Source organism: Sorangium sp. So ce176 (assembly GCF_051519835.1).
Lineage (GTDB): Bacteria > Myxococcota_A > Polyangia > Polyangiales > Polyangiaceae > Sorangium > Sorangium cellulosum_G.
The window spans coordinates 492,263-509,393 of record NZ_CP150371.1; the positions used below are offsets into that span (position 1 = coordinate 492,263).

At 73.7% G+C, this 17,131-nt stretch carries 9 protein-coding genes and 2 tRNA genes; 7 read left to right on the top strand and 4 right to left on the bottom strand.

All coding sequences use genetic code 11. The features are described 5' to 3' along the window. Positions 1 to 5: 5 nt before the first annotated feature. From cysT to WMF42_RS01890, 5 genes are all read left to right on the top strand, one after another. Positions 6 to 905, top strand: coding sequence for a sulfate ABC transporter permease subunit CysT (gene cysT, locus WMF42_RS01870; protein ID WP_061607823.1), 900 nt, complete (start codon positions 6 to 8; stop codon positions 903 to 905). After that, positions 905 to 1,810, top strand: coding sequence for a sulfate ABC transporter permease subunit CysW (gene cysW, locus WMF42_RS01875; RefSeq protein ID WP_061607822.1), 906 nt, complete (start codon positions 905 to 907; stop codon positions 1,808 to 1,810). The genes cysT and cysW overlap by 1 nt, the downstream gene beginning before the upstream one ends. Before the next feature lie 369 nt (positions 1,811 to 2,179). Next, positions 2,180 to 2,872 carry a hypothetical protein gene (locus WMF42_RS01880; RefSeq protein ID WP_437689910.1) on the top strand — a complete coding sequence of 231 codons (693 nt, stop codon included), beginning with the start codon at positions 2,180 to 2,182 and terminating at the stop codon, positions 2,870 to 2,872. A 222-nt stretch (positions 2,873 to 3,094) separates the two neighbouring features. Then, a tRNA-Cys gene (locus WMF42_RS01885) sits at positions 3,095 to 3,166 on the top strand. Between the two features lie 700 nt (positions 3,167 to 3,866). Next, positions 3,867 to 6,488: a penicillin-binding protein 1A gene (locus tag WMF42_RS01890; protein WP_437689911.1), complete on the top strand. Its 2,622-nt coding sequence runs from the start codon at positions 3,867 to 3,869 to the stop codon at positions 6,486 to 6,488. A 24-nt stretch (positions 6,489 to 6,512) separates the two neighbouring features. Here the strand turns inward: WMF42_RS01890 and WMF42_RS01895 are convergent, their stop codons facing one another. From WMF42_RS01895 to WMF42_RS01905, 3 genes are read right to left on the bottom strand one after another with little or no spacing between them, the layout of a single operon-like run. Beyond that, on the bottom strand, positions 6,513 to 10,148 hold the full coding sequence (locus tag WMF42_RS01895; protein ID WP_437689912.1) for an AAA family ATPase: 3,636 nt from the start codon (positions 10,146 to 10,148) through the stop codon (positions 6,513 to 6,515). Positions 10,149 to 10,196: 48 nt separating this feature from the next. After that, positions 10,197 to 13,790, bottom strand: coding sequence for an AAA family ATPase (locus WMF42_RS01900; RefSeq protein ID WP_437689913.1), 3,594 nt, complete (start codon positions 13,788 to 13,790; stop codon positions 10,197 to 10,199). A 51-nt stretch (positions 13,791 to 13,841) separates the two neighbouring features. Further along, positions 13,842 to 14,954, bottom strand: a complete 1,113-nt coding sequence (locus tag WMF42_RS01905; RefSeq protein ID WP_061611374.1) for a cytochrome-c peroxidase — start codon at positions 14,952 to 14,954, stop codon at positions 13,842 to 13,844. A 413-nt stretch (positions 14,955 to 15,367) separates the two neighbouring features. Between WMF42_RS01905 and WMF42_RS01910 the strand changes: the two genes are divergently transcribed. Both WMF42_RS01910 and rd read left to right on the top strand, forming a co-directional pair. Then, complete coding sequence (locus WMF42_RS01910; RefSeq protein WP_437689914.1) at positions 15,368 to 16,207, top strand: SDR family NAD(P)-dependent oxidoreductase; 840 nt, start codon at positions 15,368 to 15,370, stop codon at positions 16,205 to 16,207. 160 nt (positions 16,208 to 16,367) lie between these two features. Next, complete coding sequence (gene rd, locus WMF42_RS01915) at positions 16,368 to 16,532, top strand: rubredoxin (protein WP_434045226.1); 165 nt, start codon at positions 16,368 to 16,370, stop codon at positions 16,530 to 16,532. A gap of 325 nt (positions 16,533 to 16,857) precedes the next feature. Here the strand turns inward: rd and WMF42_RS01920 are convergent. Continuing rightward, positions 16,858 to 16,930: transfer RNA gene (locus tag WMF42_RS01920), tRNA-Ala, on the bottom strand. Between the last annotated feature and the right edge of the window lie 201 nt (positions 16,931 to 17,131).

Sequence of the window (17,131 nt, forward strand, 5' to 3'; positions counted from 1 at the left end):
ATTTCGTGGCTCTCCTGTGGCGGCGACAGAGCGTTCTGCCCGGCTTCGGGCTCTCGATGGGGATTACGGTAACGTACCTGTCGCTGCTCGTGCTCGTCCCGCTGTCGATGATCTTCCTCAGGACGGCGACGCTCGACCCCGGTGAGATCTGGGCGGTAGTGACGTCGCCGCGCGCGGTCGCCTCCCTGAAGATGAGCTTCTCCGCGTCGCTGATCGCGGCGGGCATCAACGCGGTCTTCGGCGTCCTCGTGGCGTGGGTGCTCGTGCGCTACACCTTCCCGGGCAAGTCGATCGTCGACGCGCTCGTCGATCTGCCCTTCGCGCTCCCGACGGCGGTCGGCGGCATCGCGCTCACGGCCATTTACTCCCAGCAAGGGTGGGTGGGCCGGTTCCTCTACCCGCTCGGGATCCAGAGCGCGTTCAGCCGCCTCGGCGTCGTCATCGCGCTCACCTTCGTGGGGCTCCCGTTCGTGGTGCGGACGGTCCAGCCGGTGATGGAGGAGCTCGAGGTGGATCAGGAAGAGGCGGCGGCGTCGCTCGGCGCGGGCCGATTCGAGATCTTCCGTCGCGTCCTCCTCCCGTCGCTCTGGCCGTCGATCCTCACCGGGTTCGCGATGTCGTTCGCGCGGGCGTTCGGCGAGTACGGGTCGGTCGTGTTCATCTCCGGGAACATGCCGCTCAAGACGGAGATCACGCCGCTCGTCATCATGACCAAGCTCGAGCAGTACGACTATGCGGGCGCGACGGCGCTCGCGATGGTGATGCTGCTCTGCTCCTTCGTCCTTCTCTTCCTGATCAACCGACTCCAGGCCTGGAGCGGCGCGCGCGTGTCGTCGCGGAGCCCTGTCGAGGCGCCGCGCCCGGCGCCCGCTGGTCCTGCCGGCGCGCCCGGGGTCGCGTCGTAATGGCGGGCGCGGCGGGCAAGCTGCGGGTGAGGTCGCGCGGCGCGGTGCGCGGCGCGACCTCCGAGCCGCCGCTGGTGCGCTGGGCGCTCACGGCGGCGGCGCTCGCGTTCCTCGGGTTCTTCCTCTTCCTGCCGGTCGTGGCGGTGTTCATCGAGGCGTTGAAGGACGGCCTCTCGGGGTACTGGCGGGCGATCACCGCGCCGGACGCCGTCGCCGCCATCGAGCTGACGCTGACGACGGCGCTCATCGCCGTGCCGCTCAACCTCGTCTTCGGCGTGGCCGCGGCCTGGGCGATCGCGCGCTTCGAGTTCACCGGCAAGAGCCTGCTGGTCACGCTCATCGATCTGCCGTTCGCTGTCTCGCCGGTGATCTCCGGCATGATCTTCGTCCTGCTCTTCGGGGCGCACGGGGTGATCGGCCCCTGGCTCATGGATCACGACATCCGGGTGATCTTCGATCGTCCTGGCATCATCCTGGCGACGACGTTCGTGACGTTCCCCTTCGTCGCGCGCGAGCTCATCCCGTTCCTGGAGAGCCAGGGGGCGGACGAGGAGCATGCGGCGCTGTCGCTCGGCGCGAGCGGGTGGAGCATGTTCTTCCGCATCACCCTCCCCAACGCGAAGTGGGGTCTGCTCTACGGCGTGGTGCTCTGCAACGCGCGCGCGATGGGCGAGTTCGGCGCGGTCTCGGTCGTCTCGGGCCATATCCGGGGACAGACCAACACGATGCCGCTGCACGTCGAGGTGCTCTACAACGAGTTCCACTTCTCGGCGGCGTTCGCCGTCGCCTCGCTGCTCGTGCTCCTCGCGCTCCTCACGCTCGTGGTGAAGCGCCTCATCGAGCACAGGGCGCAGCGAGAGACCGCCCCGCAGCTCGTCCCGGCCGTCAAGGCCGGCGCGCAGTAGCGCGGTCGCGGAGCGGGCGCCTCGCGGTTGGCGCTCGCCCTGCGCGCGGCGGGCGCGGAGAGGCGAGGACGGCTGGAGGACCGGAGGCGAGCGGGAGCGCCCGGGGCGCTGCGCTTCGCTGGAATCGCCTCTGCACGGCAGAACGGAGGGGGCGCGGAGAACAGCAGATCTCGGCGCGGGGGTGCGCCGCGACTCGGGCGCTGCCGCGCGCGCCCGGCTTGCGATGGGTCCCCGGTGCGCCAGGTTGCAGGGAGGGGGGGCGTCATGCGGTTTCTGGAAGCGGTTGGGCGTGCGATCGGGGGAGTCCTGGCTCCCTTTGTCTGGCAGGGCAGCCTTCTGCGGAGAGCGCGGCTGGTCCACGCCGACGGCGTGGTCTACTGCGCGGGGGTGAAGGCGCTCGCGGTGGAGGGCGATGTCGGCGCGCTGGCGCAGCGGCTCGCGGGGCCGGCGCTCGTGCGGCTGTCGAGCGCGCTGTGGCGATGGCGGGGCGGCAAGCGGGAGCGCCGCCCGGATGTGCTGGGCGTCGCGGTGCGGTTCCGGGCGAGCGAGGAGATAACGCCTGTCGCGAGCGGTGGTGATCAGGACCTGATCTTCCTGAGCGCGCGCCGCTTTTCGCTGATTCCGATCGCGTTGTTCACGACGAAGACGCGCGATTTCCTGGACAACGATTATTACGCGCAGCTCCCCTTCGACGTGGCCGATTTCGGTCGTGCGGAGTTCCGCCTGGTGCCGCTGCGCGCGTCGACGATGGAGGGCAATCGCCTGGACAGGCTGGAGCGCGCTGCGGCGTCGAGGCTCGCGCTGCTGCGGCTCGAGGTGAGGCGGGGGAAACGGGCGCGGTGGATGGCCGTGGCCGATATCGAGCTGTACGAGCCTGTGGACATCGACCAGAACGCGCTCCGCTTCGATCCGTTTCGCACGGGGCGGGGGATCGTGCCGCGCGGGTTGCTCCAGGCCACGCGGCTGGCGACCTATGCGGCCAGCTACTTCGGGCGGATGCTGGGGGCCCGGGGGACCCGGGGGCGAGCGCGGGGGACGCGGCGCGGCGGGCGCGAGCTGTAGGCGAGCGAGGGGCCTCTGGAGGTCGCGGGGAGCGATTCCAGGGCGCAGGACCGGCGGAGGAGCACGCGCCGTGCGTGCTCCTCCGCCGGGTCGAGGGCGCGAGGAGGAGCGGTGGAGCGCTCCGCGTTGAGGTGGCTCGGCTGCATAAATCGAGCTCGAGGTGCTGAAAGCGTTGACAGCGGGGCCGGGATGAGGCATGACCTCGCGCCGATTCGAACAGTCGGTGAGGTAGCCAAGTGGTTAGGCAACGGTTTGCAAAACCGTTATACGCGGGTTCGAATCCCGTCCTCACCTCCGCAAGCACGACAGCCCAGCGCTGACGGAAGCGCCGCCCCCGTATCGAGCCAGCAGGGCCTTTTGGTCCTGGCACACGGCTCCGGGAGGCCCCTTGTCGCCGGCACAGGCATCGAGCGCCGGATACCCGGCTGTACAGCTCCCTGCTGGACGCGGCCTGCACGCGCTGTCCGGCGATGTCGATCGGCGACGGACAACAGAGCGCTGCGTCGATATCGTCGCCTGGGCTTCGTCGAAGTGAGCCGGAGCGACTCGTCGCTCGCCATGATGCGAGGTTCATGGCGGGCTCACGCCGACACAGGAGAGGCTCGAGCGAGGTAGGGCCGTCGCCGGAGCGCGTCTCCTCGCGCTCTGGGGGCCGCGGGGCGCGACGGCAGCCATCGAGTCCGGCGCTGGACCGCAGTCGCTATCGAGTCCTGGACATCGCCGAACGGCTGACAGCGGGCGCCGCCGGGCGGCAGTGACGCGCGAGCGCAACGCGGGAGGAGCCTTTGACGGACAGGCCATCTCCCCCCGCCGCGTCGGCTCGCCTCGTGCGCGAGATGTTCGCCTGGATCACGGCGCGCGAGGCTGGACTCGCCGCCGGATGAGACGCCTGGCGCGCGGGACCACCGTGGAGATCGATCGTGGTAGCGTGGCGCGGCTGGATCACCGCACCCCGGGCGCCGCGGTGGCGCCGCGGGCTCCGGCGCGCTGACGCATGGCCTCGGACCCCCCGCGAAACCCCCCCGCGCACCCCGAAGGGGCCGGCGCTCGGCCCGCCCCGCTGGAACCCACGCTGCCGTACGACGCCGGCGCGGCGAGCTCCGACCCGACGCCGAGCGATCGCGCGCCGACGCGGCTCTGGTCGCCCCGGCACCCGCCGCCGGCGCCGCCCGCGCCCGCGTACGCTCCACCGGCGCCGCCCGCGCCCGCGTACGCTCCGCCGGCGCCTCCCGCGTACCCGCCACCGGCGCCGCCCGCACCCGCGCGCCCGCCGCGGGCGCGGTGGATCGCCGCGCTCCGCGCCCTCCTCCAGCGAAAGCCCCGCAACCCGGGCCCCAGGCCGCCGCGACGCGCGCAGCTCCTCCTGTGGGGCAAGCGGCTCGCGATCGCCCTCGCGTGCCTCGTCGCGGCCGCGACCCTCGCCTTCTTCTTCGTCGTCCGCCACTACGAGCGCGACCTGCCGACCACAGAGGAGCTGAAGAATTACAACCCGCCGCAGGTGACGCGGTTCCTCGCGCGCGATGGCACGGTCATCGGTGAGCTCTTCGTCGAGCGTCGGACGCTCGTGCCCGTCACCGAGATCCCGCCGGTGATGAGCCTCGCGGCGCTCGCGGCCGAGGACGCCAGGTTCTACAAGCACGACGGGCTCAACTACCTCGGCATGCTCCGCGCCCTGATCGTCAACCTGCGCTCCGCGGAGGCGCGCCAGGGCGGCAGCACGATCACCCAGCAGGTCGTGAAGAACGTGCTGCTCACGCACGAGCGCACGCTGGAACGCAAGATGCGCGAGCTCCTCCTCGCCCGGCGGATCGAGCAGGAGCTCACGAAGGACCAGATCCTCGAGCTCTACCTGAACCACATCTACTTCGGCCACGGGCGCTACGGGGTCGAGGAGGCCGCGCGGTTCTACTTCGGCAAGAGCGTCCGTCACGTGACGCTCGCCGAGGCGGCGCTCCTCGCGGGCATCGTGAAGGGGCCGTCCATCTACTCGCCGCGCGTGAGCAAGGAGCGCGCGGAGAAGCGCCGCGCCTTCGTGCTCGGCCAGATGCGCGAGAAGCGGTTCATGCCCGCGGCGCAGATCGACGCCGCCCTCGCGGAGCCGATCCGCCTCGCGCCCGAGCCGGAGCACTCGGACGAGCTCGCGCCGGAGGTCGTCGCCGAGGCCGAGCGCGCGCTGCGGCAGGCCGTGGGGCCCGAGGCCCGGTACGGCGGCTACACCGTCGTGACCTCGATCGACCCGAAGATGCAGGCCGCGGCGCGCGCGGCGGTGCGCCAGAACCTCGACGCGTACGCCGCCCGGCACGGCATCGCCGCGCCGTTCGCCCGGGCCAAGGGGGACCCGACGCCGTTCCAGGGCGAGCCCAGGGACCCGAACCGCGCCTACCTCGGCGCGGTGACCGGCGCCGACGACGGCCGCGGGACGCTGGCGATCCGCGTGGGCACGGTCCAGGGGACCGTCGACCTGCGCAAGGAGCGCCGGTACAACCCGCGCGGGCTCCCGCCGAGCCGCTTCGCCGAGATCGGCAAGGTGCTGCGCGTGCGCTTCGCGGGCGATCCCGAGGCCGGCAAGCTCCGGCTGGACCTCGGCCCGCAGGGCGCGCTCGTCGCGATCGACGCGCGCACGCGCGAGATCCTCGCGCTCGTCGGCGGCTACGACGGCGCGCGCGGCGGGCTCGACCGGGCGAGCCACGCGCACCGCCAGCCGGGGTCGACGTTCAAGGCGCTCGTCTACGGCTATGGCATCCACGCGCGGAAGCTCACGGCCGCGTCGATCCTCGAGACGGACCCCGCGGCGCTCGACGGCTACCAGCCGGGCAACCACGACGAGAGCGAGGGGCAGAGCCCGAAGCGCCTGCGCGAGGCGCTCGCGCACAGCGTGAACGTCGCCGCGGTGGCGGCGCTCCGGGAGGTCGGCCCCGAGGCCGTCGTCGCGTGGGCGCGTGAGCTCGGGATCGCCTCGAAGCTCGGCGCCGACCTGTCGCTCGCGCTCGGCTCGTACGAGGTGACCCCGCGCGAGATGGCGGCCGCGTACGCGACGTTCGCGGCGGGCGGCGCGTACCAGGCGCCCGTCGTCGTGACGAGGATCTCGGGGCCGCGCGGCGAGGCGCTGCCGCTGCCGGCGCGACCCCCGCCGCGCCCGGTGATGACAGCGGCCGAGGCGTACATCACGACGGACCTGCTCACGTCGGTCGTCAAGGTCGGGACCGCGAAGCAGGCGCTCTCGCTGCGCCGGCCGATCGCGGGCAAGACCGGCACGACGAACCACGCCAGGGACGCGTGGTTCGTCGGCTACTCGACCGACATCGCGTGCGCCGTGTGGACGGGCTTCGACGACGCCGCTCCCCTCGGCGCCCGCGAGGCGGGCAGCAGCGCCGCCCTGCCGGCCTTCGTCGCGTTCATGGAGAAGGCGCACGCGGGGCGGCCCGCGACCGACTTCCCGGAGCCGCTCGGGATCGTGCGCCTCGAGATCGACCCCGAGACCGGCATGATCGCGATGCCCGGCCAGGAGAACGCGGTAGAGGAGGTGTTCCTCGAGGGCACCGAGCCGACCGGCGTCGCGATCCCGGACCCGGCCGCAATCGGACAGGGGATCCTGGACCTGTTCAAGACGCAGTAGGCCCGCCGCGGAGGTCACGCCAGGTCACGCGACGTCCTCGCGGCTCATCCGGAGCAGCCACAGCGGCGCGAGCGCCTGCGACAGGCTCCGCACCAGCGCCGCCTCGGCGTACCCCATGACGTAGTCCTCGATCTCGATCGGCGCGGTCTTGCCCGGCCGGCGCGGCGGGTCGAACCGGATCCGCCGCACCACGTGAAGGAGCTCCGCCGGGTTCGGCGGCAGCGGGCGCCCGCGCCGCGCCGCCTCGTCGAACGCCGCCTGCCGCTCGAGGTGGTCGCGGACCGCGGCCGCGGGCGAGAGCCCCGGCCGCGCCGGCAGCACGCGCACCCGCACCACCTCGGGGCCGCGCGCGAGCGACGTCCAGACGTGGGCGCCCGTCTCGAGCTCGAAGAAGTCCCGCACGCAGAGCCCGACGACGCTCAGCACGAGCAGCTCAGGGCCGCTCGAGAGCGCCGCGTCGAGCCCCGCCGCCCCGCGGCCGTGCTCGACCGCGCGCGCGTGGCCGTCGCCTTCCGGCGCGCGGCCGGAGCGCGCGCCCGCCCACCCCTCGACCTCGCCGCCCGCCTCGCCGTACGCGCGCGCGAGCGCCTCGAAGAGCCCCTCTTCCGCCGCGCCGCGCGCGCCGGCGGGGCCCCCGGCCGGGGCCTCCGTGAAGCTCGCGGCGCGGAGCAGCTCGATCAGCACCGCGTGCTGGCCCGGCTCGTCCACCTTGCGGAGCGCGCGCCGCAGCGCGTGGCCCTCGGCGATGCACTCGAGCACCTCCTGCTTCGCCAGCCGCGGCAGCGGGCGCGCCTGTTGGCCCCGGTGGAACAGGCGCACGCGGGTGCGGCTCCACTCGTCGGCCACGATCACGTGCCGGAACCGCTGCAGCTCCAGGTCGAGGTGCCGCTGCTCGTCGTCGTCGCCGCTCCGCCGCCGCGCGAGCTCGATCCGCTCGCGGAACGCCCGGATCGCCCCGCGCATCGCGTCGAGGTTGTAGACCGCCTCCGCGTGCTCGTGCGCCTCGGGCCCCTCCGCGGCGGTGCGGCTGTGCTCCGCGAGGTGGTAGCGGATCCGCTCCGAGAGGCGCGCGATGCCGTCGCTCCGCTCGAGCGCGTCGACGAACTCGAGCAGCGGCGAGAGCTCCGCCACGAGCGCGTCGAGCGGCTGCTCCACGAGCGGCGCGAGCGCCCACGCCGCGGCCGCGGGCTCGGCCTCGACGAGCGCCTCGCGGTGCAGCACGAAGGGACCGGGGGCGGGGGAAGGGGAGGGGGACGCAGGCGAGCCGGCCGACGCGGCGCCGTCCTCGGCGGCGGCGCCGCGCGTGTGGATGCGCAGGAGCTGCATCGCGGCGGGCGCGCCGCCGGCGAGCGCGTCGCTCAGCAGCGAGCCGATCTCGTCCTCGACGAACCGCTTCACCGAGCGGGCGCCGTCCTCGGCGACGAACGCCTCGCGCGCGATCCGCTCGGCCACGCCGGCGCCCCGGCGCACGAAGACGCTCCGCTCCGTGAGCCCGCGACGGCAGAGCAGCCTGTCGAGCTCCTTCTCGGCCACCCGCACAGCGACCTCGGGCGTCAGCGGCCGGAACGGCACGACCCGATCGATCCGGTTGAACAGCTCGGGCGGGAAGAACTCGCGCACGGCCCGCGCGACCTCCTGGGCCGCCTCCTCCGCCATCGCGAGCGCGCGCGCCTCGGGCAGCCCCGCGCCGCCGAAGCCGAGCAAGGGCCGCGCCCGCGCGCCAAGGTTCGAGGTCATCACCACCACGGCGTGGTTGAAGTGCGCGGGCCGCGCCGCCGCGTCGGTGAGCCGGCCGTCCTCGAAGAGCTGGAGCAGCAGGCTGTGCACCGACGGGTGCGCCTTCTCGATCTCGTCGAGCAGCACCAGCGAGAACGGCTGCTCCCGCACCCTCTGCGTCAGGATCCCGTCGGGCGCGTAGCGGTCGCCGATGAGCCGCGCCGGCGCGTCGGGGCCGCTGTGCTCGCTCATGTCGAGGCGCAGGAGGCGCGACGCGCCGCCGTAGATGAGCTCCGCCATGCACCTGGCGAGCTCGGTCTTGCCGGTCCCCGTCGGCCCGGTGAACAGGTACACGCCGTACGGGCGCCGCGGGTCCACGAGCCCCGCCTTGATGCGCGCCACGAGGTCCGCCGCGGCGCGCACGGCCTCGGGCTGGCCGATGACCCGCCGGCCGATCTCCTCCTCGAGCGCGCCGGCGTCGAGCGGCTCGTCGCCGCCGAGCAGCAGCCTCGGCACGCCGGTCTTCTGCGACAGCAGCCGGAGCACGTCGTGCGAGCCGACAGGCCGCGGCCCGCGCGCCGCGGCCGGCTCCGCGGCGGGCGCGGGCCGGCCGCCCGCGCGGACGACCTCGCGCAGGAGGTCCATGGCCTTGCCCGGGAGCGCCTGCGCCGACAGCAGCGAGCCGCCAAGGTCGAGGATCGTCCGCAGCGCGTACGGGCTCACGCGGGCGGCGTGGCGCTGCTCGAGGGCGCGGACCTCGCGCACCATGAGGCGGAAGGTCTCCGAGGGCGTCGCCTCGGGGAGGAACAGCGGCGTGAACAGGGCCGCGAACGACGGCGCCTCCTGCTCGAGGAGGCGGAACGCCTCGGGCGAGCACTCCCCGACCATCACGATCTCGCGGCGGGAGAGCGGGCCGCGGAAGAAGTCGGCGAGCGAGCGCTCGCTCTCGCGCGACCGCCCGATCCGGCCGAAGTGGTGGAGGTCGTCGACCACGAGGATCGCGCCCCGGCTGCGCGCGTCCTCGACCAGCTCGACGCAGCGCTTCTCCCAGTCGCCGAGGTGGCTCATCCCGGCGATGATCCTGCGGCCGCTCACGGCGACGACGTCGCGCGCGCGGTCGAGGTTCCGGTGCGCGGCGTACCCGTCGGCCTCGAGGAGGTCGAGCACCGCCCGGTGGATCAGCGTCGTCTTGCCGCACCCCGGCGGGCCGACGACGAGGACGCTCTGGGCCCTGCCGGCGCCGAGCAGCAGCGCGAGCTGCTCGCGCGCGGGCGACCGCGGCGCGCCGCCGTCGAGGTCGCCCTGGGCCGCGCGCTGCGTGAGGCTCACGCCGAGGCCCGGCAGCACCTTGAGGCCCCGGCGCTTCTTCCAGCGGAACGCCGGATCGGCGCCGGTGTCGTCGTCGCCCGGCCGATCGGGCAGGTCCGCGAGCGCCGAGCGCGGGGCGCACGAGAACGACAGCGTCGTGAGGCGCTCCTTGCCGCGGCTCCAGAGCGCCGCGATCTCGTCGTCGTCGAGCGCGGCCCACGCGACCTGGAACAGGGCGCGGAGCTGCTCGTCCAGCGGGAGGTCGTCGCGGATCGGCGCCGCGTCGCCCTGCCGGGCGGGGTGGTAGGCGAAGACGATGCGCTCGTGCTCGGAGGCCCAGCGCGGCTCGAGCACGACGGGGCAGAGCCCGCTCACCTTGCGGCGATCGGCGAGGCCGGCGCCGGACAGCGTGAGCTCGAGGCGCACCTTCTCGAGCCGGATGCCGCGCGGCACCTCGAAGCGCGCGAGCTGCGCGGCGCGGGTCTTCTCGAAGATCGGCCTGAGCTCCTCGATGAGCAGGCGCCGCACGCGCTCCGGGTGCCGCCCCTCGCGCGAGCGCGTGCTCGGGCCGAGGCCCAGCGTCACGCACGCGACGTTCGTGGTCCTCCGCTCGAAGAGGGGGATCGTGAAGTACACGGCGGCGAGTGTAGTGGAGATCCCACGCCGCGAGGCGCCGCGGCCGGCTCAGCTTGTCTCAGGGGTGAAGTACGCGCTCCGATCCAGCCCGCTCCCCTCGCCCTCGAACAGGAGCAGGTGCGTGAGCGCGATCTCGTCGAGGCGCTCCCAGTACCACGCCGGATCCATGGAGACCCGCGCGCGGCGCCCCGCGATCAGCACCGCGCCCTCGACCTCGTCGTGCTCGCGCGCCGCCGCCCCGCGCCGCCTCGCCGCGGCCGACCCGGCGGCGGGCGGCGCGAGCGACCGGTGCTCCCACTGGTCCTCGGCGATGTCGGCCGCGTGCGCGACGAAGTGCACGAACACGTGCAGCCGCCCGTCGTTTGACGCGTCGCGCGCGGCGCCCGCCTCCCGCCGGCCCACGACGATCTGGTGCAGCCCCCGCTCGAGCGACAGGAACGCGCCCGCATACGCGCCCGTGCAGCGCAGGAGCACGCTCCGGAACCCGCGCTTCGGCCGGGCGAGCGCCTCGATCACGTCGCCCGGCGCGCGCGGCGGGCCCCACCGACGGCCCGCGGGCCACGCGGCGTCGCCGGGCCCGGCGCGGTCTCCGTCGATGTGCAGCGTCGCGCCCCACCCGCGCCGCGGGAGCTCCCTCAGGAGCGGCGCGAGCCACCTGTCGAACGCCCCCTCGTCGAGCTCCTCCAGGATCAGCGTGATCGCGTCGCGCCGCGCCTCCGTCGCGACCATCGCGCGCGGCAGCACCTTGCGGACGCCCTCCCACGCCGCGCGCGCCTCGCGCGCGAGCTCGCGCACCTCCTCGCCCTCGAGCAGCGCCATCAGCGCGAGCTCCTCGACGCTGTGCATCTCCTCCTGCGCGCTCGCGAGCCGCGCCCAGAGCTCGCTCAACCGGTGGTGCTCGGCCTGCAGCGCCGACGTGTCGAGCTCCTTCCGGCGGTCGCGCGACGGCCCGGTCGCGAGGCTGAGCTGGGTCAGCAGGAAGTCGATCTGCTCCCGGAGCTGCTCGATCGGCCCGAGGCCCATCCACTGGTCCACCTCGCGCCGGAGGTCGCCCACCTGCTCGACGCCGAACGCCTGCCGCGCCGCCCGCGCCGCGCGCCGCCGGCGCGCCTCGAGGCGGAGCGCGGGCGTCTCCGCGCGGCCGACCACGGCGCCGTCGACCGGCGCCTCCGGCTCGCCGGCCTCGGTGACCCACACAGTGAGCTCCCGCGCGTCGCCGCCGAGCCGCGCGAGCAGCCGCGCGAGCGGCGCCGCGAGGTGCTCCTCGATGTGCCGCCGGAGCGCCCGCGCGCCGTAGGCCGGCGCGTGACCGTCCTCGGCGAGCCGCGCGAGCGCGCGCGGCGACACCTCGAGCGCGACGCCCGCCTCGGAGAGCCCGCGGCGCTGGCTCAGGCGCTGGGTCGTGAGGCGGGCGACCTCGGCGAGCTCCGCGCGGGTCAAGGACCGGAACGGCACGACGCGATCGATGCGGTTCACGAACTCCTGCCGGAACGCGCCCGCGACCGCGCGCTGGTAGTGCGCCTCGTCCAGCGCGGCCCGCTCCTCCGGGGAGCCCGCGCCCGGCCCGCCGGAGAACCCCGCCTGCGCGCGCCGCTCCGCCGCGCCGAGGTTCGAGGTCATGATCACGATCGCGTTGTGGAAGTAGGCCGTCCTGCCGCGCGCGTCGGAGAGGCGCCCCTCGCCGAGGACCTGGAGCAGGAGGTCGAACACGGCCCGGTGCGCCTTCTCGATCTCGTCGAGCAGGAGCACGCAGAACGGCTGCTCGCGCACGCGCTGCGTGAGCAGCCCGCCCGCGCCGTCGGTCCCGCGGATCAGCCGATCGGCCGCGCCCTCGCTCGCGAACTCGCTCATGTCGAACCGCGAGAGCCGATCGGGCGAGCCGAAGAGCAGCGCCGCGAGCGCGCGGGCGAGCTCGGTCTTGCCGACGCCCGTCGGTCCCACGAAGAGGAACGCCGCGAGCGGCTTGTCCGGCGGCGAGAGCCTCGCCTTCACCACGGCGATCGTCTCGGCGAGCGCGCGCACGGCCCGCTCCTGCCCGACGACGCTCGCGCCGAGGTCGCGCGCCACGCGATCGACCCGGAGCGGCAGATCGTCGCGCAGCAGGAACGCCGGCATCCCGGTGCGCATCGAGAACAGCTCGTGGAGGTCGCTCCGCCCGAGCGTGACCGGCTCGCCCTGCGCGGTGCGCTCCCGCTCGTGCACGGTGCGCAGGTCCTCGTAGAGGCGGACGGCCTTGCCCGGGAAGGCGCTGTACGGGAGGTAGCGCTCCGCGAGATCGATGAGCGCCGTCAGCGCGTCGCCCGCGACGGCGGGGCGGTGCGGCTCGACGCGGGCGTCGCGCTCGGCGCGCTCCGCGAGCGCCCTGCGGGTGTCGGCGGCCGACAGCGGCTCGATCCGGATGCGGCTCAGGCCGGCGAAGAACGCCCAGTGCCGGCCCTCGAGCGCGTCGAGCCGGTCGTCGCGGAGCTCGCACACGACGCGCACGCGCCCCTCGTCGAGGTAGGGCTGCATCGCGCCCGCGAGGTCGACGTGGCCGCCGTCGACGCGCTCGGCGAGGAGGTCGTCGAGGTTCTCGAAGTAGAGCACCGCGTCGAGCGCCGCGGCGGCCTCCATCACGCCGTGGAGGCGCTCCTGCCACTGGCCGAGCCCGCTCATGCCCGCGATGAGCTGCGCGCCCGACGTCGCGTAGACGAGCCGCGTCTGGCGGGCGACGTACGCCTGCATGAGCGCGGTCTTGCCCGCGTGCTCCGGCCCGACGAGCAGCACGCCGAGGCGCTCCTCGCCGTCGAGCAGCGCGGCGAGGCGCGCGAGCTCCGCGTCGCGGCAGGCGAGCGGCGGTGCCGCGAGCGGGCTCCGCTGCGCGGCCACGTGGAGCGGGGTCGCGACCGAGACGAGCGCGTCCACCGCCTTCTTCCGCCGCGCGCGCTCGGCGACGGAGGCGACGCGCTGGCCGGGCTGCACGCGGTCGAGCTCGGGCAGCGGGGCGTGGAGCACCTCCAGGCGGTGCGCGCTTCCGGGCAGGAGCCCGAGGTGGTCCCACGTCGACAGCGACTGCGAGGCGAGGAGCCGGCGCACCTCGCGCCGGATCGCCGGCTCGAGCGGCTCGCCCGCCTCCACGTAGAACGCGTGGCCGAGGGCCGGCACGAGCACCCACGCGTCGCGCTCGTCGACGCGCGCCTGCGCCGTTCGCGTCGCGCGCGCCGCCTGCTCGCCTGCGGGCACGACGACGCAGGGGAAGCTCACGGGCACCTCGCGCCGCAGCTTGCGCGGCAGGTCGTCGCGCGGGACGGCGACGTCCACGGTGAGGAGGTCTGTGCCCTGCGGGAACGAGAGCCTGGAGATCGCCTCGGGCTGGGCGCGCGCCGCGTGCTCGCGCAGGAAGAGCCGCTGCTCGACGAGGACGTCCTCGTCGCGGCCGAAGCTCGCTGTGTCCGGCGCCGCGACAGGGAAGGCGAGGCACGCGCCGTCGAAGCGCTCGCGCACGAAGACGAGCGCGCGCGCGGTGCGCCCCTCGCGCGCGCCCGCGGAGTCCTCGGGGGTGCTCGCTGTGTCCTCGGGTGCGCCCGCTCCGTCCTCGGGTGCGCCCGCTCCGTCCTCGGGAGCGGGCGCGTCCCGTCCGTCGTCGCCCGAGGTCGTGCTCATCCGGGAGGGCGGAGCAGACCCGATCCGCCCTCCTGGCGCAATCGGATCAGCTCACGTGGGGTCGGCCTTGGGCGTTGTCGGCGTGCTCGGGGGCAGCTCGGGCTTCTTGATGTACTCGGTCGGGAGGTCGCCGGTGAGCGCCTTGAGGAACGCGACGACGGCCTTCACCTCGTCCGGCTTGGCCTCCACGCCGAGCTGGTGCCACGCCATCTTGGTCACGGTGTCGTCGAGCGTCGCGATCGAGCCGTCGTGGAAGTAGGGGAAGGTCTTCTCGACGTTCCTGAGGCTCGGGACGCGGAAGAAGAACTTGTCCTTCTCGTCCTTCGTGTGATCGAAGCGCCCGAAGTCCTTGAGGCCGGTGAACTCCTTCACGAGGCCGAGCTTCTGGAACGTCGAGCCGCCGACGGCGACGCCCGTGTGGCAGGTCGGGCAGCCGAGCGAGATGAACTTGTGGAACCCGACCTTCTCCTCGGCGGTGAGGGCCTTGTCGTCGCCGCCGAGGTACTTGTCGAAGCGCGACGGCGTGACAAGGCCGCGCTCGAACGCGCCGATCGCCTTGGCCATGTTGTCGTAGGTGATCGGGTCCTTGTCCTCGGGGAACGCGGTCTTGAAGAGGTTCACGTACTCGGGGATCGACTTGAGCGTCGCGATGACCCGCTTCTCGTCCGGCATGGCCATCTCGACGGGGTTCAGGATAGGCCCCTTGGCCTGGTCCTCGAGCGTGGCCGCGCGGCCGTCCCAGAACTGGGCGACGTGGTGGCCCGCGTTGTACGCGGAGGGCGAGTTGCGGCCGCCGAGCTGGCCCTTGTGACCCGACGAAAACTGCTTGTTGTCGACCCCGTACGACGAGAGGTCATGACACGAGTTGCAGGAGATATCGTGGTTCTTCGAGAGGCGCGCCTCGTACCACAGCATCCGCCCCAGGGTCACCTTCTCATCGGTGATCGGGTTCTTCTCGTAGTCGAACTTCGCGGGCAGGACCTTGAAGGACTTGACGTCGTCCGGGTTGAAGACGAGCGGCTTCGTCTCGCCCGCGCCCGGCGCGGCGGGCTTGCCCGTGGTCGATGCAGCGGGGGGCTGATACTCGTAATCCGCCTGCCGGTCGCACGCGCCCAGCCCGGCGGCGACGAGGAGCACACTGATGAGAGAAGAGGGCCAACGCATGATGTCTCCTGGCTCGTGAGGACGCGGTCCACGGTAGAAGTAGCCGCCCTGAACGTCAACGCGCGCCGCGGCCGCTCCGCCGCCATCCGCCGCCGGGGCCGTCGGCTATCAGGCGCGCTGTACGGCGGCCTCGCGGGGGGCGTCTGATCGGGTGATGCGTGTTACCGGGGGGTTGCAACTCTTGGTCTTGAAGGTAGCGCCATGGAGGCTGAGATGCCTCCTGAGCGCCTATCTACCCCGAGGTGCGCTCTCCCGTCTCGCCTTGTTTTCTCGATCTTTGCGCGGCGAGGCGGGCGGGGTGATGTGAGACGGGCGGCGCGCGGCGCGCGCCGCGTGACGGCCAGAGGGTGGAGGCGGCGGTGCGATGAGGGGCCCCTTGCGCGCACGGGGGCGGCTGGGCAACCCTTGCGGCCGTGGAGTCGCCGATCGACAGCGGGGTCGTCCTCATCACCGGCGCGTCGTCCGGCATCGGTCGCGCGGTGGCGCACGAGGTCGCCCGCCGCGCCCGGGCGCTCGTGCTGGTGGCGCGCCGCAAGGATCGCCTGGACGCGCTGCGCGCCGAGCTCGCCGCGGCGCGGCCGGAGCTCACCGTGCTCGTCTTCGGCTGCGACGTCACCGATCGGGCGGCGGTCGACGCGCTGCTCCGCGCCGTCGCGGCCGAGGTCGGGCAGGTCGACGTGCTCGTCAACAACGCCGGCTTCGGCGACGTCGGCGTGTTCGACCTCTCCGAGTGGTCGCGCACCGAGCAGATGATCGCGCTGAACGTGACGAGCCTCGCGTACCTCACGCACCGGCTCGTCGTCCCGATGGTGTCGCGCGGGCGCGGCGCGATCGCGAACGTGAGCTCCGGCTTCGGGCTCACGTTCGGGCCGGGGATGGCCTCGTACATCGGCACGAAGCACTTCGTCACGAGCTTTACCGAAGCGCTGCGCATCGACCTCGCCGGCACCGGCGTGCGGGTGACGCAGGTCTGTCCGGGCCCGGTGCAGACCGAGTTCAACGAGGTGGCCGGGAACTTCACGGGCCTCGAGCCGCCCGCGCTCCTGTCGATCTCCCCGGAGCGCTGCGCGCGCTCTCTCGTCCGCGCGGTGGACCGGGGTCGCGCGCTCGTGGTGCCCGGGCTGGTGGCGTGGTTCGTCGTGTACCTCGGCGTCCTGTGCCCGCGCTGGCTCCTCCGGCTGGCCTACTGGCCGATCGCGCGCGCGCTGCGCAAGAAGCAGCTCGCCGTGCGCGGCGCGACGGCGCCGCCCTGAGGCGCGCCGGCGCGGCCGCGGCTGACCTCACGGCGCGCCGGCGAGCGGGGCGTCGCGGGGGCGCGGCGGGCGCGGTGGCGCGGGCAGGTTCGCCCGCGGCGGCGTCCGCCCTTGTGGTAGCGTCGCTCGCGGCTCGCCAGGCCCTTCAGGAGAACGACGGATGAAGAAATATCGGTGCATCGTCTGCGGATTCATCTACGACCCGGCGCTCGGTGACCCCGACACCGGCATCGCGCCGGGGACGCTGTTCGAGCACCTGCCCGACACCTGGATTTGCCCCGACTGCGGCGCGACGAAGGCCGATTTCGAGCCGCTCGACGACTGAGCACGCAGGCGCGGGCACGTCGGTTGGCCGCCCACCGTGCCCGCGCCCCTCCCGGATGGCTCCCTCCGCCGCGCATCAGGGCGCGGCAGGAGCCGAGATCGAGGCGAGGAACGCTTGCGGCAGGCAGCGCCTCTCCGCGCTGCGGCCATGGCAGGCCGCGTACCGGACCGACGACACAGTCAGCGTGAGCTCAACGCAGAGCTCGAACGCGTTTCACGGACAGGCTCGCTTCGCGGCGAGCTCACGCCCGCCGTCGCCCAGCGTCGACCTGTGAAGAGATAAAGAAGACGAACTGTTAAGAAAGAGACGTGAGCAACTTCGAGGGTGGACCTGACAGGGATCGAACCTGCGACCTCTAGAGTGCGATTCTAGCGCTCTCCCAACTGAGCTACAGGCCCTCGCTTTCGAGAGCGCGGACTCTACTCGCCGGGGCGGCCCTGTCAAGCGCAGATCGCATTTTCCGTCCGCCCCCGGCTGTTCCGCGTGTTTCGTGCCTGTCTTGTCTGTCGCGCCCGCCCTGGAGCTGCGAGCTCGGCGGGGCCCCCGCGCCGCGCGACGTCTCCCCGGGCCGGGCAGCTCGGAAGGCCTCTCGCCGCGCA

Bases quoted from the DNA above. Each gene is read 5' to 3' on its own strand.
- cysW (WP_061607822.1), top strand. From the start codon at position 905: ATGGCGGGCGCGGCGGGCAAGCTGCGGGTGAGGTCGCGCGGCGCGGTG.
- WMF42_RS01890 (WP_437689911.1), top strand. From the start codon at position 3,867: ATGGCCTCGGACCCCCCGCGAAACCCCCCCGCGCACCCCGAAGGGGCC.
- WMF42_RS01900 (WP_437689913.1), bottom strand. From the start codon at position 13,790: ATGAGCACGACCTCGGGCGACGACGGACGGGACGCGCCCGCTCCCGAG.
- WMF42_RS01905 (WP_061611374.1), bottom strand. From the start codon at position 14,954: ATGCGTTGGCCCTCTTCTCTCATCAGTGTGCTCCTCGTCGCCGCCGGG.
- rd (WP_434045226.1), top strand. From the start codon at position 16,368: ATGAAGAAATATCGGTGCATCGTCTGCGGATTCATCTACGACCCGGCG.